This window comes from Luteibacter sp. (genome assembly GCF_035539195.1).
Classification (GTDB): Bacteria; Pseudomonadota; Gammaproteobacteria; order Xanthomonadales; family Rhodanobacteraceae; genus Luteibacter.
Genome location: NZ_DATLIW010000013.1, coordinates 48,951 through 68,275 on the forward strand (window position 1 = coordinate 48,951; position 19,325 = coordinate 68,275).

At 66.2% G+C, this 19,325-nt stretch carries 20 protein-coding genes; all 20 read left to right on the forward strand.

The window, feature by feature from the left end; translation table 11 throughout:
• Positions 1-26: 26 nt before the first annotated feature.
• The 20 genes from VM621_RS03610 to VM621_RS03705 all read left to right on the forward strand — a co-directional run bounded on the left by VM621_RS03610 (position 27) and on the right by VM621_RS03705 (position 19,303).
• Entirely contained in the window at positions 27-1,448 is a 1,422-nt protein-coding gene (locus VM621_RS03610) for a sigma-54 dependent transcriptional regulator (protein ID WP_325467629.1), read from the forward strand.
• An 82-nt stretch (positions 1,449-1,530) separates the two neighbouring features.
• Entirely contained in the window at positions 1,531-1,860 is a 330-nt protein-coding gene (gene fliE, locus VM621_RS03615) for a flagellar hook-basal body complex protein FliE (protein ID WP_325467630.1), read from the forward strand.
• A 36-nt stretch (positions 1,861-1,896) separates the two neighbouring features.
• Complete coding sequence (gene fliF / locus VM621_RS03620; protein WP_325467631.1) at positions 1,897-3,600, forward strand: flagellar basal-body MS-ring/collar protein FliF; 1,704 nt, start codon at positions 1,897-1,899, stop codon at positions 3,598-3,600.
• A 13-nt stretch (positions 3,601-3,613) separates the two neighbouring features.
• Positions 3,614-4,603: a flagellar motor switch protein FliG gene (gene fliG, locus VM621_RS03625; protein WP_325467668.1), complete on the forward strand. Its 990-nt coding sequence runs from the start codon at positions 3,614-3,616 to the stop codon at positions 4,601-4,603.
• Complete coding sequence (locus tag VM621_RS03630; protein WP_325467632.1) at positions 4,603-5,244, forward strand: FliH/SctL family protein; 642 nt, start codon at positions 4,603-4,605, stop codon at positions 5,242-5,244. Before fliG ends, VM621_RS03630 begins: the two co-directional genes overlap by 1 nt.
• Positions 5,241-6,602: a flagellar protein export ATPase FliI gene (gene fliI, locus VM621_RS03635; protein ID WP_325467633.1), complete on the forward strand. Its 1,362-nt coding sequence runs from the start codon at positions 5,241-5,243 to the stop codon at positions 6,600-6,602. Before VM621_RS03630 ends, fliI begins: the two co-directional genes overlap by 4 nt.
• Positions 6,602-7,036 carry a flagellar export protein FliJ gene (fliJ, locus tag VM621_RS03640; RefSeq protein ID WP_325467634.1) on the forward strand — a complete coding sequence of 145 codons (435 nt, stop codon included), beginning with the start codon at positions 6,602-6,604 and terminating at the stop codon, positions 7,034-7,036. Before fliI ends, fliJ begins: the two co-directional genes overlap by 1 nt.
• 49 nt (positions 7,037-7,085) lie before the next feature.
• Positions 7,086-8,228, forward strand: a complete 1,143-nt coding sequence (locus tag VM621_RS03645) for a flagellar hook-length control protein FliK (protein ID WP_325467635.1) — start codon at positions 7,086-7,088, stop codon at positions 8,226-8,228.
• A gap of 197 nt (positions 8,229-8,425) precedes the next feature.
• Positions 8,426-8,923: a flagellar basal body-associated FliL family protein gene (locus VM621_RS03650; protein WP_325467636.1), complete on the forward strand. Its 498-nt coding sequence runs from the start codon at positions 8,426-8,428 to the stop codon at positions 8,921-8,923.
• Between the two features lie 15 nt (positions 8,924-8,938).
• Positions 8,939-9,961, forward strand: coding sequence for a flagellar motor switch protein FliM (gene fliM / locus VM621_RS03655; RefSeq protein WP_325467637.1), 1,023 nt, complete (start codon positions 8,939-8,941; stop codon positions 9,959-9,961).
• A gap of 453 nt (positions 9,962-10,414) precedes the next feature.
• Positions 10,415-10,726, forward strand: a complete 312-nt coding sequence (gene fliN / locus VM621_RS03660) for a flagellar motor switch protein FliN (protein WP_200851586.1) — start codon at positions 10,415-10,417, stop codon at positions 10,724-10,726.
• Positions 10,727-10,731: 5 nt separating this feature from the next.
• Complete coding sequence (gene fliO / locus VM621_RS03665; protein ID WP_325467638.1) at positions 10,732-11,160, forward strand: flagellar biosynthetic protein FliO; 429 nt, start codon at positions 10,732-10,734, stop codon at positions 11,158-11,160.
• A 53-nt stretch (positions 11,161-11,213) separates the two neighbouring features.
• A complete protein-coding gene (gene fliP, locus VM621_RS03670) occupies positions 11,214-11,972 on the forward strand; it encodes a flagellar type III secretion system pore protein FliP (RefSeq protein ID WP_325467669.1) in 759 nt (252 codons plus the stop codon).
• A complete protein-coding gene (gene fliQ, locus VM621_RS03675; RefSeq protein ID WP_325467639.1) occupies positions 11,969-12,238 on the forward strand; it encodes a flagellar biosynthesis protein FliQ in 270 nt (89 codons plus the stop codon). The genes fliP and fliQ overlap by 4 nt, the downstream gene beginning before the upstream one ends.
• A complete protein-coding gene (gene fliR / locus VM621_RS03680) occupies positions 12,238-13,014 on the forward strand; it encodes a flagellar biosynthetic protein FliR (protein WP_325467640.1) in 777 nt (258 codons plus the stop codon). Before fliQ ends, fliR begins: the two co-directional genes overlap by 1 nt.
• Positions 13,011-14,153, forward strand: coding sequence for a flagellar biosynthesis protein FlhB (flhB, locus tag VM621_RS03685; protein WP_325467641.1), 1,143 nt, complete (start codon positions 13,011-13,013; stop codon positions 14,151-14,153). The genes fliR and flhB overlap by 4 nt, the downstream gene beginning before the upstream one ends.
• A gap of 2 nt (positions 14,154-14,155) precedes the next feature.
• Complete coding sequence (gene flhA / locus VM621_RS03690) at positions 14,156-16,267, forward strand: flagellar biosynthesis protein FlhA (protein ID WP_325467642.1); 2,112 nt, start codon at positions 14,156-14,158, stop codon at positions 16,265-16,267.
• A 17-nt stretch (positions 16,268-16,284) separates the two neighbouring features.
• Entirely contained in the window at positions 16,285-17,637 is a 1,353-nt protein-coding gene (gene flhF, locus VM621_RS03695) for a flagellar biosynthesis protein FlhF (RefSeq protein WP_325467643.1), read from the forward strand.
• A 62-nt stretch (positions 17,638-17,699) separates the two neighbouring features.
• Entirely contained in the window at positions 17,700-18,575 is an 876-nt protein-coding gene (locus tag VM621_RS03700; protein WP_325467644.1) for a MinD/ParA family protein, read from the forward strand.
• Entirely contained in the window at positions 18,572-19,303 is a 732-nt protein-coding gene (locus VM621_RS03705) for an RNA polymerase sigma factor FliA (RefSeq protein ID WP_046968439.1), read from the forward strand. The genes VM621_RS03700 and VM621_RS03705 overlap by 4 nt, the downstream gene beginning before the upstream one ends.
• Positions 19,304-19,325 lie beyond the last annotated feature (22 nt).

Sequence of the window (19,325 nt, forward strand, 5' to 3'; positions counted from 1 at the left end):
ATCACACGCAACGTGAGGTATTTCAGGTGAAGTCTTCCAACTTTCTCGTCATCGAGTCCGACGCCGCCCGCGCAGACAACGTCATGTCGGCGCTCGCCTTCCTCGGCTACCGTCCGGTGCTGGCGAGCCACCTGTCGACGCTCGATGCAAGCGAAAGTTGGCGTGGTGCCTTCATCGGCACGGTGGAAGACGAGAACGAGCTCGAGGGCTACCTGGCCTCGCTCGGTCGCCATGCGCGCAACCTGCCTTTGCTGGTGGCCGCAGACTCGCCGATGGCCACGCCGTTGATCGCCGGCGACGATGCCCGCAGCCAGAACGTCGAGCTGATCGACGTGCCCCTGCGTTACGAGCGCCTCTCCGAAGCCCTGCGTGCCCTGCATTCGCGCGTCGAGCCGACGCCGGCCAGCCGCCGGCTCGTCGGCCAGTCCGGACCGATGCAGCGCGTCAATGCGCTGATCCGCCAGGTCGCCCCGTTCGATTCCAGTGTGCTGGTGCTTGGCGAATCCGGCAGCGGCAAGGAGCTGGTCGCCCGTACCATCCATGACTGCTCGCCGCGCCGCGACAAGCCGTTCGTCGCGATCAACTGCGGCGCCATTCCCGCCGAGCTGCTCGAGAGCGAGCTGTTCGGCCATGAGAAGGGCGCTTTCACCGGTGCGATCAGCACCCGCAAGGGTCGTTTCGAGATGGCCGAGGGCGGCACGCTGTTTCTCGACGAGATCGGCGATATGAGCCTGCCGATGCAGGTGAAGCTTCTTCGCGTGTTGCAGGAGAGGGTGTTCGAGCGTGTCGGCGGCAATCGGGCGCAGCGCTGCGACGTCCGCATCATTGCGGCCACGCACCGTGACCTGGAAACGGCGATCGAACGCGGCGGCTTCCGCGAAGATCTCTTTTATCGCCTGAGCGTATTCCCGCTCGAGATGCCCTCGCTGACCCAGCGCCTCGAAGACCTGCCGGCGCTCATTTCCGAATTCAACCAGCGCCTGGTCCAGCGTGGCCTGTCGTCGGTGCGTTTCTCGCCGAGCGCGATGACCGCGCTGTGCCAGCATGCCTGGCCGGGCAATGTGCGTGAACTGTCGAACCTGGTCGAACGCATGGCCATCCTCATGCCGCACGGTGAAGTGCGCGCCGGGGATCTGCCGGAGAAGTATCGCGGCGCGCTGCCGGTGGAAGAGGTGTCCGGCGCCGCGCTGATCGCGATGATGGAGGCCGAACCCGAGCCGGTGACCGAATCGTTCGGCTACGGCGAAGGCGATCCCGCGGTGCTTCCGCTGGGTGGTCTCGACCTGAAGGATCACCTCGCCGGGATCGAGATCGGCCTGATCCGCCAGGCGCTGAACTCGGCCAACGGTGTGGTCGCTCATGCGGCCAAGCTGCTTCGCGTGCAGCGCACCACGCTGGTCGAGAAGCTGCGCAAGTACGGCTTGTCCGAGACGGCGCAGGTGGGCTGATCGCCCGCCGCGCTCGACGCGTCCGGTTGGCATAGCTCGTGCATCGAGTGCCAGTAAGCCGATAACGCGTTGGAAAACCGTCATGACCACGATCGATGTCAACAGCCTCCTGCTCCAGATGCGCCGCATCAGCGCGCAGACCGAGATGCCCGCCATACGCGGCGTGGGCGAGGCGGCTGGCGCCGAGAAGAGTTCCTTCGGCGACCTGCTCAAGCAATCGATCGACGGTGTAGCGAAGAGCCAGGAGAAGGCCGGCCAGATGGCCGCGGCTTTCGAACGCGGCGATCCGGGCATCGATCTGGCGCAGGTGATGATCCAGGGTCAAAAAGCCGACCTCTCGTTCCGCGCGATGAATGAAGTGCGCAACAAGATGGTTGATGCCTACAAAGAAATCATGAACATGTCGCTCTAAGCGGCATGCGCCTCCCGCAAGGACTGAAGTCGAACCATGGCAGATAACGGCGTAGCCAATACGGACAAGAACGACGGCAAGCGCATGGACTCGTTGAAGTCGCTGGCGCAGACACCGGCGGCGCGTCAGCTCTTCATGCTCGCGGGTATCGCCGGCGCGGTCGCGATCGGTATCGCCGCGGTCATGTGGTCGCGTGCGCCAAACTACGGCTTGCTCTACGGCGGGCTGGAACAGAAAGATGCCGCCGCCGTGACCCAGGCGCTGCAGGCAGGCAACACGCCCTATACGCTGAGCACCGACGGCAGCTCCATTTTCGTGCCTGCCGCCGACGTGGCCGGCGTGCGCCTCAAGCTTGCTGGACAGGGCCTGCCCCAGGGCAGCGCCGCCAGCGCCGCGCCACAGGCGGATTCGCCGTTCGGCATGAGCGACATGGCCGAGCGCTCGCGCTACCAGTCCATGCTCGAGAGCGATCTTTCCAGCACCATCGCCGGCCTGCAGTCCGTGCGTGCGGCGCGCGTGCATCTTGCGTTGCCCAAGCCGTCCGCCTTCGTTCGCGACAACAAGCCGGCCAGCGCGTCGGTCGTCGTCTCGCTCTATCCGGGTCGCCAGCTCGACCAGGGCCAGGTGGCCGCCATCGTGCACCTCGTCGCCGCCAGCGTGCCGGATCTCGACACACGCCAGGTCTCGGTGATCGATCAGGGCGGCAACCTGCTGACCGTGAGCGATCCCGACAGTGCCTCGGCCATCGGCGACAGCCGGTTGCGCCTGTCCAACCGTATCGAAGCCACGTATACGCAGCGCGTCGAAGACCTGCTGACCCCGCTCGTCGGCGCCGGTAAGGTGCGCGCCCAGGTCTTCGCCGATCTGGACTTCTCGCAGACCGAGAAGGCCAGCGAGACGTTCAACCACGACAACCCGGCGTTGCGCAGCGAACAGACGAATAGCGAAACGCGCACGGATGCAGCCAACAACGGCGGCGTACCGGGTGCGCTGAGCAACCAGCCGCCGAACACCGGCGCCAATGCCACGGCCGCCAATCCCGCCGCGGGTGGCGGTGCCAAGGGCCAGAACGCTGCCACGCAAACGGCGCAGACCCCGAGCCAGCAGACCCAGAGCGCGACGCGCAATTACGAGCTGGATCGTACGGTCAGTCACGTCACCGATCCCGCCGGCAAGGTGGCGCGCCTGTCGGTCGCCGTGGTCGTCGACAACAAGCAGGTCCCGGACAAGGACGGCAAGAACAAGAGCGTGCCGTTCTCGGCAGAGGAAATCGCCCGCCTGACCGAACTGACCAAGAATGCCGTCGGCTTCAGCGCCGCTCGCGGCGACAGCGTCAGCGTGATCAACGAAGCCTTCCATGGCGCGATCGCCGACGACGAGCCCCAGTCCACCCCGTTCTGGGAGCGACCGGGCATGCTCGACCTGATCAAGCAGGGGCTCGGCGTGATGATCGCCCTGCTGGTCGGCTTCTTCGTCCTGCGTCCCATCCTCAAGGGGCTGCTCAAGCCGGCGCCGCTGGTCATGAACAACGCCGCGCTGGCCGGCCCGATGCCGACCGTCTCGGTGATGGTCGACGACGACGACATGACGCCGGATCGCGTGAGCACGTCGCCTCAGCTGGGCTCGCCCGCGCTGCTGGCCTACGAACAGAAGGTCGGTCTGGCCAAGCGCATGGCCGCCGAGAATCCTAAACAGGTCGCGCAGGTCGTAAAGAGCTGGGTATCCGACGATGGCGCTTGAACAGAAAGAAACCCTGACGGGCGCACAGCGAGCCGCGATCCTTCTCCTCACCCTGGGTGAGGAAGACGCCGCTTCGATCCTCAAGCACCTCGGCGCACGCGACGTGCAGGCGGTCGGCACCGCCATGGCCGCGTTGAAGAACGTTTCCAAGGAGCAGGTCGAAACCGTCCTGACCCGGCTGCAGGAAGATGTCGGGCAGCACACCTCGATCGGCGTCGGCACCGAGGAATACATTCGTCGCATCCTGGTCAACGCACTGGGCGAGAACAAGGCGGGCGGCCTGATCGACCGGATCCTCCTGGGCCGCAGCAGCAAGGGCCTGGAGTCGCTGAAGTGGATGGAGAGCCGCGCCATCGCCGAGATGATCGGCCAGGAACACCCGCAGATCATCGCGCTGGTGATGGCCCACCTCGAGGCCGACCAGGCCGCCGAAGTGATCGGCTACCTGCCGGCACGCACGCGCAGCGACGTCGTCATGCGCATCGCCACGCTGGACGGCGTCCAGCCGCATGCGCTGAACGAACTCGACGAAATCATGGAGCGTCAGTTCTCCGGCAATTCCAATAAGCTGAAGTCGGCCAGCGTCGGAGGCCTCAAGGCCGCGGCAGACATTCTCAACGCGATGGAAACCTCGCGCGAAGCCGAGCTGATGGCGTCCATTCGCGGCATCGACACAGGCCTCGGCGAGCGCATCGAGGAGCTCATGTTCGTCTTCGACGATCTCGCCGACCTCGACGATCGCAGCATGCAGACGCTGCTCCGCGAAGTGCCGTCGGCGCGCCTCATCACCGCGCTCAAGGGTGCGGAAACCGCTATTCGCGAAAAGATCTTCGCCAACATGTCCAAGCGCGCCGCCGATATGCTGCGCGACGATCTCGAGGTCAAGGGTCCGGTCCGCCTTTCCGAGGTGGATGCGGCACAGAAAGAAGTGCTGGCCACGGCGCGGCGTCTCGCCGACGCAGGCCAGATCAATCTCGCCGGTGGCGGGGAAGAATTCGTCTGATGAGCCTCACCTCGATCCTCGCCCGCGAACGCGTCGACCAGTTCGAACGCTGGGAGCTGCCGGTCGTGGGCGGTCCGGACCCTCATGTCGCGCGCGCGGAGGTCGAGGACGAAGGTCCGCATCGGCCGACCGTCGCCGAGATCGAGGCGATCGAGCGCCAGGCACGGGAAGAAGGCTTCCATGCCGGACTCAACGAAGGTCGGGCCATGGCCGGACGTGAACTCGCCGAACAGGTGGCCCGACTGGATGCGCTGTTTGCGGCGGTCGAGCGGCCGTTCGCCGAGCTCGATCACGACGTTGCCGCCGACCTTGCCGTGTTGGCGACGGTGATTGCCGAACGTGTTCTCGGTTATGAGATCGCCACGCAGCCGGAAAAGATCCTCGATGTGGTTCGCCAGGCGGTCGATGCGTTGCCTGCCGCCACCCGCCAACTGAAGATCCATCTGCATCCGGCCGACGCGGCACTCGTTCGCGAGCATCGCGTCGGCGTCGACCATGAAGGCACGGTCGTCGACGACGCCAGCCTGCAACGCGGCGACGTGCGACTGGAAAGCGAGCAGTCGCGGCTCGATGCCCGCGTGCGGACCCGACTCGCCGCCGTGATCGACAGCGTACTCGAAGGCCAGGTCGACCCCTCGTGACCGCCGAGACCCATACCGCCGCCCGCATCGCGCACTGGCGCGAATCGCTCGCTGCCCAGCGCGCGAGCGCCGAACGTGTACGGCCGCTGCAAGCGGAGGGCAAGTTGCGCAGGGTGGTCGGACTCACGCTGGAGGCTGTCGGCTGCGAGGCACCCGTCGGCGCCCGTTGCATGGTCGCCGGTGCGGATGGCAGGCAACTGGAAACCGAAGTCGTCGGCTTCTCCGACGGCCGACTGCTGCTGATGCCCACGGGCGAAATGCATGGCGTGCTGCCCAATGCCCGCGTGACGCCCGTCGCCGCCGTTTCCGGCGTGCCCGTGGGCGATTCCCTGCTCGGCCGCGTCATCGGGCCCGATGGTGCGCCACTGGATGGCCTGGGTCCGCTGCTGGCCCGCGAGCGCGCGCCGCTTCGTCGCGATCCGATCAACCCCATGATGCGCCGGCCCATCGATACACCGCTCGACGTTGGGGTGCGCGCCATCAATTCGCTCCTCACCGTCGGCCGCGGTCAGCGGATCGGCCTGTTCGCGGGCTCGGGTGTGGGTAAATCCACGCTGATGGGCATGATGACCCGCTTCACCGATGCCGATGTCGTGGTGGTCGGCCTGATCGGCGAGCGCGGCCGCGAAGTGAAGGAATTCGTCGATCACACACTGGGCGAGGAAGGCCGCCGTCGCGCGGTTGTCGTCGCCGCGCCGGCGGATGCGCCGCCGCTCAGCCGCCTGCGTGGCGCGCAGGTCGCCACGGCGGTGGCGGAGCACTTCCGCGACCAGGGCCTGCGCGTGCTCCTGCTGATGGATTCGCTGACTCGTTATGCCCAGGCCCAGCGCGAAATCGCGCTGGCGATCGGCGAGCCGCCGGCGACCAAGGGCTACCCGCCTTCCGTGTTCGCGATGCTGCCGGCCCTGGTCGAGCGCGCCGGTAACGACGCCGAGGGTCGCGGTTCCATCACCGCTTTCTACACGGTGCTCACCGAAGGCGACGACTACCGCCACGACCCGATCGCCGATGCGGCACGGGCCATTCTCGATGGTCACATCGTCCTGTCGCGCGACCTCGCCGAAGCGGGTCACTACCCGGCGATCGACATCGAGGCATCGATCAGCCGCGTTATGCCGGCCGTGGTCAGCAAGGATCACATGCGCTCGGCCCAGCGTTTCCGTCAGGTGTACTCGGCCTATCGGCAGCAGCGCGACCTGATTGCCGTCGGCGCGTACCAGAAGGGCAGCGATCCGCGCACGGACGAGGCGATCGCGCTGTATCCGCGGCTGTCGGCCTTCCTCCAGCAGGAAACCGATGAGCCGGTGAACCTCGCCGACGCCGAATCCGGCCTCGCCGACACGACGCAGGCCGGCTGATGGTCTCGCGCGCCGACCGCTTGCAACCGGTTGTCGACCTTGCCGAAGAGAAGGCGGAGGATGCTGTGCGGGTGCTGGCGACGCAGCAGCGCGCCCTTGCCGACGCCGAGCACCAGCTCGTCGAGCTGCGCAGATACCGCAACGAATACGCCCAGATGCCCGACGGCATCGGCATTACGGCCTTGCTCAACCGTCAGCAGTTCCTGCAGAAGATCGACATGGCCATCGTGCAGCAGCTCGGCGAGGTACAGCGTCGCGAACAGGCGCTGGATCACGCGCGCCGGCTGTGGACCGACGCACGCGGTCGCGCCAAAGCGCTGGACTCGGTCGCGACGAAGTACCGCGAGCAGGAGCGCAAGTCGGACGACCGTCGCGAGCAGGCGCAGGCAGACGAACGTTCTCAATATCGCCGAAATCCCCGGAGCGAGGCATGACGCCGGCCTGCGTCCGCCGCCTCCCGAACGACCTCATCGAGTACTCCGCATGAATAACGCCACGCTTGTCCTCAACGTTGCCCGCCCTGTCACCCCAGCGCCTTCGCCGGCGCCGGGCGCCGCAGTCGCTTCGTCGGCCGCTGGCAAGACCCAGGACGACACGGCCTCGAACAAGCGCTTCGACGCGGCGATGGACGCGGCCCATGCGGATGCCCGCAAGACCAAGGACCAGCCTGCGGACAAGGGTGCGACGACGACGTCCGTGCCGACCTCGGCCAGCAAGGATCCGGGTGCCGACAAGACGACGGTGGCTCAGGCCGGGGACAAGAAGCCGGACGACGACGCGACGAAGAAAGACGACGCGACCGATGGCGATACATCGCTGGCGACGAGCGTACTCGCCCTCATCGGCGTTCCGCCCAAGGGCACCTACGTCGCGGCGAAGGCGCTGGCCTCGGCAACGACCGCGGCAGGCAAGCTCGGTGCGGCGCTCGGTGCCGTCGGTGGTGCTGGCGGCACGCCCGGCCTCGCTGTCACGCCGGACGCCACAGTCGCTGTGAAGGAGGGTGCCGGCAGCGGCCTTCCAGCCATGGAGGCGCTTGCGCCGGCGCCGGTTGCCGTGGCGGCCGCATCGCCTTTCGCCAGCCTCCTGGCCGCGCAGGGCGGCGACCTCGTCGCGAACAAGGACGATGCGGCGACCGACCCCACGAGTGCCAGCCCGATGCCGCTCCTGCATGCCCCGGCGATGGCCGGCGTCGCCGCGCCGGCCGTCCAGGTGCAGGCCACGCAGGCCGCGACCTCACCGCAGTTCAGCCAGGAACTGGGCGAGCAGATCGCATGGATGGGCTCGGGTGAGGTCAAGTCGGCACGGATCAAGCTGCACCCGGAAGAACTCGGCAGCATGGATGTGCACGTGACGATGGATGGCGGCAAGGTCAACGTGGCGATCCTCGCCCAGCACCCGGCGGCGGTGCATGCCGTGCAGCAGACGTTGTCGCAGCTGGACACCATGCTGGCGCACCACGGCCTGTCGCTCGGCGAGACGAATGTCGGTCAGCGTGATGCCGGCCAGCAGGCGCCCCAGGGCGGTTCGACGGGCGGGCAGGGCGGTGCGGTGGCCGACGACGCGGCCAGCACCGACGTCGTCGCGACCTCGCGCGTCTCCCGCAGCCTGGTCGACGAGGTGGCGTGACATCGTTTCGTGACGTGATCTCGTCAAGCGTCAAATTATCGGCTCCTTGCACCGATGACAGGTCGCTACGAGAACCGCGTCACAGCGCCATCTTTCCATCCCGGAGACGGGTGATGCAGATGGCACGTCGCTTGCAACAATAACCGCAAGCCCGACGGGCACGACGCTTTTGAATTCGCATTGCAGAGGTTTCACGCATGGCCGCAGCACCCCAAGAATCCGCCGAAGGCGCCCCCAAGAAGAAGGGCAAGGGCAAGCTCCTGCTCATCGCCGCGCTGGTGGTGCTCGTCGCCGGCGGCGCGGGTGGCTATGTCCTGATGAAGGGTGGCCACGGCAAGGCGGGCGGCGAAGGCGCGACGGAAGTCGCCAAGTCCAAGCCGGCCGTTTATCTGCAGCTGGACCCGGCGTTCGTGGTTAACTTCCAGGACGAGACCGCCCTGCGTTTCCTGCAGATCGGCGTCAACGTCATGTCGCACGATCCCGAAGCGATCGCCGCCGCCAAGGAAGCCGATCCCGAGATCCGCAATGCCTTGCTGATGCTGTTCTCCGCGCAGGACGTGAAGTCGCTGTCCGACGTGAAAGGCAAGCAGAAGCTGCAGGCCGCGGCGCTGGCGGAGATCCAGCGTGTGCTCAAGGAGAAGATCGGCCGTCCCGGTGTGGACGCGGTGTACTTCACCAGCTTCATCATGCAGTGACGGGACGCTTCGGCCATGAGTGACATCCTTACCCAGGAAGAAATCGACGCCCTCCTGGCCGGCGTGGAAGGCGGCGCGGTCGAGACCGAGGTCGAGCTTCCGCCACCCGGTGGTATCCAGGATTACGACTTCACCCAGCAGGACCGTATCGTTCGTGGCCGCCTGCCGACCCTGGAAATGGTCAACGATCGCTTCGCCCGGTACTTCCGCGCCAACCTGTTCAACGTGCTGCGCAAGTCCTGCGAAGTCTCGGTACTCGGCGTGAAAATGACCAAGTTCAACGAGTACGTGCACTCGCTGGCCGTGCCGAGCAATCTCAACCTGATCCGTATCAAGCCGCTGCGCGGCACCGCGCTGATGGTGTTCGAGCCGCGTCTGGTCTTCACCGTCATCGACAACTTCTTCGGTGGCGATGGTCGCTACCACGCGCGTATCGAGGGCCGGGATTTCACCCCGACCGAGAACCGCGTGATCCAGATCGTGCTGCAGGAAGCCTTCACCGCCATGGCCGAGGCATGGGCGCCCGTGCTGAAGATGCAGTTCGAGTTCCTCAATTCCGAGATCAACCCGCAGTTCGCCAACATCGTGAGTCCCACCGAGACCGTGGTGGTGTCCCGCTTCCATATCGAGCTGGACGGCGGTGGCGGCGAAGTGCACCTCACCCTGCCGTACTCGATGGTCGAGCCGATCCGCGAGCTGCTCGACGCCGGCGTGCAGAGCGACCGTGCGGAGCGCGACGAGCGCTGGATCCAGAACCTGCACGAGGAGATCCTCGACGCCGAGGTTGAAGTGACCTCGATGCTGGCCGAAGCACGCCTGACCATCGGCGACTTCCTCCACCTGCGCAAGGGCGATGTGATTCCGATCAGCCTGCCGGAATGCGCGACGATCTTCGCCGAGGACGTGCCGATTTTCCGGGGGCGCATGGCCAATTCCAACGGCAACAAGGCCATCCAGTTCGACTCGCTGATGCGCAAGCGCGGCGAGGGCAAGGCCATGCCGGTGACGACCACCGAGCCGATGCCCGAGTTGGTCTGAGTTCGGAGCATCGCCGATGAATCGGCTCCCACAGGGAGCCGCCCCACATCGAGCCCGGTGGCTCTGTGCTTCGTGTGGGAGCCGATTCATCGGCGATGGGTACTTGCCGCGTGTGGGAGCCGATTCATCGGCGATAGGTACTTGCCGCGTGTGGGAGCCGATTCATCGGCGATAGGTACTTGCCGCGTCGCTGCGCCAGCCACACCCGTCCCGCAAACTGACGTCAACTGACCGTCACCGCACGCAACTGCCGTCATGCGTCAGGTTTCCGTCTAGTGTCAGTTTCCGGTCAGCCGGTGGCCTCCGGGTCGCGTCGCCAAACGACTGAAAGAACACAAAAAATTCACTGTCTCCGCCCTGCCGAAACCATGGCACGCGGCTTGCTTCTATGGGTACATACCCAGCAACGTGAACAGCGGAACCGACATGAACGAACCCACCACGCTCGAAGAGATGGAAGGCGCCAACGAAGCCAACCTGCACAAGTCCATGGGTCTGGGCGCCGAGGTGAACCTCGACGTCATCCTGGACGTGCCGGTCACGATGGCGATGGAAGTCGGTCGCACCAAGATCAGCATTCGCAACCTGCTCCAGCTTAACCAGGGCTCGGTGGTCGAACTCGACCGCGCCGCCGGTGAACCGCTGGACGTCTTCGTCAACGGCACCCTGGTCGCCCACGGCGAAGTCGTCGTGATCAACGAAAAGTTCGGTATCCGGCTGACCGACGTGATCAGTCCGGCCGAGCGCGTCCGCAAGCTGCGGTGATCATCATGCGCCGTACCGCCGCTGCCCTCATGGGTGGCTTCCTTTCCTGCGCCCTGATGACGGCCCCGGTGGCTGCCCCGGTCGCCGCTCCGGCGGTGGATTCGGGCGCGGAAGTGATCCGCGTGCTGATCAGCCTGCTTGGCGTCGTCGCGCTCATTTTCTTCGTCGGCTGGCTGAGCCGCCGCGCCCAGGTGCGTGTGCGTCCCGGCGGCCGAAAGATCCGCGTCATCGAATCGATGCCGGTCGGCATCAAGGAAAGGGTCATGCTGCTCGAAGTCGGTGGCACGCAGCTCCTGGTCGGCGCCTCGCCCACCGGTGGCCTGCGTACGCTGCACGTCCTGGCTACGCCGGTAGAGGACGAGGCTGCTCCGACGGCCACCGTGCCGGCGATTCGCGGATTCCGCGATGTGCTCAACCAGTGGAAGCGTCCGTGATCGCGGCGGCCATCGCGGGCAAAGCCCGCTCCCACAAAGTGCAGTCGCGCAAGGTGCGCTGCTGGTCGCTGCTTGTATTCATCGTGCTGCTTCTGCTGCCGCTGGCCTCGTTCGCCGCCGATCCGATATCGCCGCCGGGCATCCAGCTGCTGAACGTGCAGCCGGGCGCCAACGGTAGCCAGAACTGGTCGCTGTCGATCCAGATGCTGGCACTGATGACGGCGCTGACCGTCCTGCCGGCGATCCTGCTGATGATGACCTCGTTCACCCGCATCGTCATCGTGCTCGGCTTCCTGCGCCAGGCGCTGGGCACCAACAGCACGCCGCCGAACCAGGTGATCATCGGGCTGTCGCTGTTCCTCACGTTGTTTGTGATGTCGCCGGTAATCAACAAGGCCTACGACACGGGCATCAAGCCTTACATGGACGGCCAGATGACCGTGCAGGATGCCGTGCCGCTGGCCGCCGCACCGTTCCGTCACTTCATGCTCGACCAGACGCGCGAACCGGACCTCCAGCTGTTCACCAAGCTCGCCGGTGAGCAGCCGTACGCGGACAAGGACGCGGTGCCGTACCGCGTGGCGCTGCCGGCCTTCGTCACCAGCGAGCTGAAGACCGCGTTCCAGATGGGCTTCCTGCTCTTCATCCCGTTTCTGATCATCGACCTGGTCGTGGCCAGTGTGTTGATGTCCATGGGCATGATGATGGTCTCGCCGATGATCATCTCGCTGCCGTTCAAGATCATGCTCTTCGTCCTGGTCGATGGCTGGACACTGCTGCTCGGCACACTGGCCGGGAGCTTCTACCAATGACGCCCGAATCGGTCATCGCCTTCGGCCAGCAAGCCCTGCACATCGCCATGCTGGTCGGTGCGCCGCTGCTGCTCACCGCCCTCACGGTGGGTCTGGTCATCGGTATGGTGCAGGCGGCCACGCAGATCAACGAACAGACCCTCAGCTTCATCCCGAAGCTGATTTCCATGGCGCTGGTGATGATCATCACCGGTCCGTGGATGCTGCGCACGCTGGTGACCTTCACCCGCACCCTCATCGAAAGCCTCCCGCAAGCGGTGCGCTGATGCCGATCGACCTCAACCAGCTCGAAGGGTGGGTGGGTGGAGCGTGCTGGGCGATGGCCCGCATCTCCGGCCTGCTGCTCGTCGCGCCGGTGCTGGGGGCGAGCACGATTCCCGTGCGCATCAAGATGGGCCTGGCCATCCTGTTGACGATGACCCTCGCGCCGCTGGCGCCGCTGGACATCCGTCCGTTGTCCGCCCAGGGTGTCGCCACGCTCGCCCAGCAGGTACTGATCGGCGCCGCGCTGGGCTTCATCCTCAAGCTGGTCTTCGAGGCCGTCGCGTTCGGCGGCCAGTTCGTTTCCCAGGCCATGAGCCTGGGCTTCGCCGAAGTGGTGAATCCGGGCGTCGGCGGCACCACGCCGGTGCTCAGCCAGTTCTACACGATGATCGTGACCCTGCTGTTCCTGGTGATGAACGGTCATCTCCAACTGATCGGCCTGCTCGCCGACAGCTTCCGTACCATGCCCGTCGGCGACCACGGCATCGGCGCGGACGGTATCTGGGGCGTGCTCCAGTTCGCCAGCCATCTGTTCGGGGGTGCGGTACGCGTCGCCTTGCCGGCGCTCACCGCCGTGCTCGTGGTCAACCTCGGGTTCGGCGCGATCAGCCGCTCGGCGCCCTCGATGAACCTCTTCGCGGTCGGCTTCCCGATCACCATCTGCCTGGGCATCATCGCCGTCTGGCTCGCGCTGCGTGGCCTGCCGAGCGCCTGGGATTCGCTGCAGACGGACGCCTGGGAAGCCATGCGCCAGATGGTCGGGAGGTCCTCGCCGTGAGTGAGTCCGACCAGGAAGACAAAACCGAATCACCTAGTGACAAACGCCTTCGCGAAGCCCGCGAGAAGGGCGATCTGCCCCGTTCGCGCGATCTGTCCACGGCCGTGGTGGTGCTTGCCGGCGTAACCACGATGATCGCCTCGCGCGACCAGATGGCCGTACATGCCGCCAACATCATGCATGTCGGCTTGCGTTACGGCCGGGACGACCTGTTCGCCGCCAACGGGATCGGCCGTGCGCTGATGACCGCGGCGGCCGAGGGCCTGAAGCTGCTCGGCCCCGTGTTCACGGTGACCGCGGTGGCCGCCGTCGCCGCGCCCGCCCTCATGGGGGGGCTGAATTTCTCCGCCGAGGCGCTGGTGCCGAAGTTCGACCGCCTCGATCCGATCAAGGGCTTCAGCCGCCTGGTGTCGATGAACGGCCTGGTCGAACTGGGCAAGTCGCTGCTGAAGCTGATCCTGATCGGTGGCGCGCTGGTCTGGTTCCTCAACCGCACCACGCGCGAGATGTACGCGGTGGGCAGCGGTCCGGTGAAGGACGGCATCGCTCATACCTTCGGCGTACTTGGTCAAGCGTCGCTGATCTTCGCCTGTGCGCTGGGCCTGATCGCCCTTGTCGATGCGCCCTGGCAGGCCTTCAGCTTCACCAAGAAGATGAGGATGACCAAGCAGGAGGTAAAGGACGAGCACAAGGAAAGCGACGGCAGCCCCGAACTGAAGTCAAAGATCCGTCAGATGCAGCTGCAGATGTCGCGTCGGCGAATGATGGAAGACGTTCCTACGGCGGACGTGATCGTCGTCAACCCGACCCACTTCGCCGTCGCCCTCAAGTACGACGAGGTGAAGATGGGCGCACCGCGGGTCGTGGCAAAGGGTGTGGACGTCATGGCCCAGCAGATTCGCGACGTGGCCGGCGCGGCGAAGGTTCCCGTCGTCGAAGCGGCGCCGTTGGCACGCGCCTTGTATGCGACGACGGAAGTCGGTCGCGAGATCCCCTCGGCGCTGTATGTCGCCGTGGCCCAGATCCTGGCCTATGTGTTCCGCCTGAAGCAGGCGATCGCCGTTGGCGATCTCCCGCCCGATCTGCCCGAGCAGGACATCGATCCTGAACTGCTCGGCCCCTACCGTATGGATAAGTGACGATGGCAGCTACGACCACGCTCATGGGCACGTTCCGGCAGATCGGCCGGCGAGGCATTGCCGCGCCGGTCGTCATGCTGGTCATGCTCGGCATGCTGATGCTGCCGCTGCCGCCCTTCATGCTGGACCTGCTGTTCACCTTCAACATCGCGCTGTCGCTGGTGATCCTGCTGGCCACCATGTACGTGATGCGTCCACTGGAGCTGGCCTCGTTCCCGACCGTGGTGCTCTTCGCGACCTTGCTGCGCCTGGCGCTGAATATCGCCTCGACGCGCGTCGTCCTGCTGCACGGGCACAACGGTCCGGGCGCGGCGGGCAAGGTGATCGAGGCCTTCGGCGAATTCGTCATCGGCGGCAACTTCGCTGTCGGTTTCGTGGTCTTCGCGATCCTCACCATCATCAACTTCGTGGTCGTGACCAAGGGCGCCACGCGCGTTTCCGAAGTCACCGCCCGTTTTACCCTCGACGCCATGCCCGGCAAGCAGATGGCGATCGACGCCGACCTCAACGCCGGCCTGCTCACCCAGGAACAGGCGCGCGAACGCCGCCAGGAAGTGCGCGAGGAAGCCGACTTCTACGGCTCGATGGACGGTGCCTCCAAGTTCGTCCGCGGCGATGCCACGGCCGGCATGCTCATTCTCGCGATCAACATCATCGGCGGCTTCTTCATCGGCATGCTTCAGCATGGCCTGTCCGCTTCCGAGGCCGCGCGCACCTACACGCTGCTGACCATCGGTGACGGCCTGGTCGCCCAGGTGCCGGGCCTGATGCTCTCGATCGCCACCGCGGTCATCGTCACTCGCGTGTCCAAATCGCAGGAGATGGGCAAGCACGTGATGGGGCAGCTGTTCGGCCAGCCGAAAGCGCTGGGCGTCGCCGCCGCCGTGCTTGGCGCGATGGGTCTGGTCCCGGGCATGCCGAACCTGCCATTCCTGCTGCTGGCCGCGGCTGCCGGCTTCGGCGCGTGGAAGCTCCAGCAGAACAAGGATCGTCTCGCCGATGGCGGCGCGCCGGGCACGGCCACCGCGCCGGGCACCGAACTGGCGCTGGAATCGACGCCAGCGGGCGAGCGGCTCGAGCTTTCCTGGGAAGACGTGGCCCAGGTCGACACGATCGGCCTGGAAGTCGGCTATCGCCTGATCCCGCTGGTGGACAAGGCCCAGGGCGGCGAGCTGATGGCGCGGATCAAGTCGGTGCGCCGCAAGCTCTCGCAGGAGCTGGGGTTCCTCGTCCCCTCGGTACACATTCGCGACAACCTGGATCTCTCCCCCCACGGCTATCGGATCTCGCTGATGGGCGTGCCTATGGGTGAAGCCGAAATCCACACCGAGCGCATGCTGGCGATCGATCCGGGCCGCGTGCACGGCACGATCAACGGCATCGCCACGCGCGACCCCGCCTTTGGTCTCGACGCCGTGTGGATCGAGCCGGGCCTGCGTGAACACGCGCAGACGCTGGGCTATACGGTGGTCGATCCGGCCACGGTCATCGCCACGCACCTGTCGCACATCCTGCAGAACCACGCGCACGAACTCATTGGCCACCAGGACGTGCAGCAGCTGCTCGACCGCCTGGCCCAGCAGACGCCCAAGCTCGTCGAAGACCTCGTGCCCAAGCGCCTGTCGCTCGGTGCGGTGGTCAAGGTGCTGCAGAACCTGCTTGCCGAGCGCGTACCCATCCGCAACTTCCGCGGCATCGTCGAATCGCTGGCGGAGCATGCGGGGCAGAGCCAGGATCCCGGCGTGCTCGCGGCCAGCGTGCGCGTGACCCTCGGTCGGCAGATCGTGCAGGAAATCGCCGGTCTCGGAACTGAGGTTCCCGTCATAACTTTGGCGCCGGAACTGGAGCAGATTCTTCTGCAGTCCCTGCAAGGCGGCGGTCCGGCTGGCGCGGCGATCGAGCCGGGCCTTGCCGATCGCCTCCAGCAGAACGTGGCCGAGGCGGCACGACGTCAGGAAGCGGCCGGCGAACCGGCGGTTCTTCTCGTCTCGCCGGCGCTTCGTCCGTGGCTTTCCCGCTTCACGCGCCATGTGGCCCAAAACCTGCATGTACTCGCCTACAACGAGGTTCCGGACAACCGTCGCGTCAAGCTGGTGACGGCCCTCGGACGATAGGACAGAGGATCTAACGCATGAAAATCAAACGATTCGTTGCCGCCGACATGCGCCAGGCCATGCGCCAGGTCCGCGATGAGCAGGGGCCGGACGCCGTGATCCTGTCCACGCGTCGGATGGACGACGGCATCGAGATCATCGCCGCGCTCGACTATGACGAAGCGCTGGTTCGCGAAGCGGGCTTCGCCTTCGAGCCGCCGACCGCGGAAGAGACCGCGGCCAGGCACGCCGCGACGCCGGCACCGATCCGCGCCTCGCGCGACGGCGACCGTGCCGCACGCATCGACCAGGCACGCGCCGCCACGGCCGCCGCCGTCGAGCGCGCCACCAGATCCGGCACGACGAATCCCAATGCACCGCAGCGCCAGTCCAGCGCCGCGCTTGCATCCAGCGTGGCCGACGTCGTCCGCGCCGCCACGGTAAACCCGAACAGCGATGCCGCCGTGAATGGCGTGCGCGCCGAGATCAACAACCTGCGCGAGATGCTCGAAGTGCAGCTCTCCACGCTGGCCTGGAACCAGATGGATCGCGAGCAGCCGCTGCGCGCCCGCGTGCTTCGCGAGATGACCCGGCTGGGCATCGACGGCGACGTGGCCCGTGCGCTGTGTGCCGAACTCCCGCCCGGGATGACCTCCGAGCAGGCGCGTTACCTGCCGCTGGGCATCCTTTCGCGCAACATCCGCACCAGCGGACGCAACTTCGATACGGTCGGCGGCGGCATCACCGCCCTGGTCGGCACCACCGGCGTCGGCAAGACGACGACGATCGCCAAGCTCGCCGCGCGAGCCGTGCTGCGCCATGGCGCTTCCAATGTCGCCCTGATCAGCGCCGACCAGTACAGGATCGGTGCGGGTGCGCAGCTGGAGCATTACGGCCGCCTGCTCGGTGTTCGTGTGTATAACGCCCACGATGCCGACAGCCTGCGCAACGTGCTCCTGCAGCTGCGCAGCAAGCACACGGTACTGGTCGACACCGCCGGCATGGCCGGCAACGATCCCAAGCTGCAGCAGCAGTTCGACACGCTGCGCGCCACCTCGAATCTTCGGGTCTGCCTGGTGCTCGCCGCCAACGCGCAGGCCCAGGCGATCGACAACGCGATCCGCTCGTACGCGCCGCTGTCGCCGCAGACCGCCATTCTTACCAAGCTCGACGAGGCGCCACTGATCGGCGGTGCCCTGTCGGCGCTGATTCGTCACGCCATGCCCCTGGACTACACCACCGACGGGCAGCGAGTGCCCGAAGACATCGCCTCCGCCGATGCGCGCAAGCTGGTCTGCCTCGCGGCGCAGCTGCTCAAGCAGCGTAACGAGGAGCCCGACGACGCCGTGCTTGCCGATCGTTTCGGTACGGCGGCGCCCGCGCTCGCCTGATCGGAAACCCGCAGAACGTGACTACCGCCACCGCACACTCTTTCACGGCAGTGAATTCCTTCATGACCACACACGTCGATAGCACCCAGGCCGCCGGCCTCAACTGGCTTGACGACCGTCGCCCCACCCGCAGCATTGCGATCGCGGGCGGCAAGGGCGGTGTCGGCAAGACCACCGTGGCGGTCAATCTCGGCATGGCCCTGGCCATGGGCGGGCGCGATGTCGTCCTGCTCGATGCCGACCTTGCCATGGCCAACATCGACGTCCTGCTCGGCCTCCAGCCGACCCGCCACCTCGGGCACATGCTCGAGGGCGAGTGCCGTATCGAGGACCTCATCCTCCAGGCGCCGCATGGCCTGAAGGTGATCCCGGCGACGTCCGGCGCCCGCCGCATGGCCCAGCTGCCGAACATCGAGCACGCCGCCGTGATCCGCGCGTTCGACGAATACCCGACCGCCCCCGAATACCTGATCGTCGACACCGCCGCCGGCATCTCGGACAGCGTCTCCATGTTCGCCGCCGCCTCCGACGAGGTGGTGGTGGTGGTCTGCGACGAGCCGGCTTCCCTGACCGACGCCTACGCGCTGATCAAGGTCATGAGCCGCGAGTTCGGCGTGAACCGCTTCCGCATCGTGGCGAACATGGTCCGCCACGCCCAGGAAGGCCGTCAGCTGTTCGAGAAGCTGTCACGGGTCACCAACCGTTTCCTGGATGTTTCCTTGGATTTCATGGGGATGGTCCCGCACGACGAGTACCTGCGCCAGGCGATTCGCCGCCAGTCGGCGGTGGTCGATGTCTGGCCGAGCAGCCGATCCGCGGTCGGATTCAAGAATCTGGCCAGGTCGGTCGATACATGGGGTGAACCCGAACCCCGTGCTCAGGGTCGCATCGGCTTTTTTGCCGAGCGGTCCCACCTGGGAGGAGGGTTGCCACTGTGAGCGTTGCGACGGAATACCTTGAAGTCACGCGGATCCCGGCAGATCAACTGGTGCGCACCCACGCGCCGCTGGTACGCCGGATCGCCTATCACCTGATGGGCCGGCTGCCGCCGAGCGTGGATGCGAACGACCTCATGCAGGCCGGAATGATCGGTTTGCTCGAGGCGGCAAGAAATTACTCGCCGACTCGCGCGGCCAGTTTCGAGACCTATGCGGGTATCCGCATACGGGGCGCGATGCTGGACGAACTGCGCAAGACGGACTGGACCCCGCGCTCCGTCCATCGGAAGTTGCGCGAGGTGGCTGAGGTGACCAGGCAGATCGAGAACGAAACGGGTGGCGATGCCGAAGACGCCGAGGTGATGAAGCGGCTCGGTATCGACGCCATGGAATACAACCAGATTCTGGCCGACGCGGCGAGCGCGCGGTTGCTCAGCCTCACGGCGCCGGAAGGCGACGAAGGCGCGGCGATCGACGTCGCGGACCCCGATGCAGCGGGTCCGGAAGGGATCTTCGAGCAGGACGGCTTGCGCGATGCGCTGGCGCAGTCGATCGACGGCCTGCCCGAACGCGAGAAGCTGGTGATGTCGCTGTACTACGATGAAGAGCTCAACCTGAAGGAAATCGGTGCGGTGCTGGGTGTGAGCGAATCGCGGGTGTGCCAGATCCATGGCCAGGCCCTGATCCGCCTCCGCGCACGCATGACGGGTTGGAAAGACAAGCATTGACGGCATTACGGTGCCGTCGCCG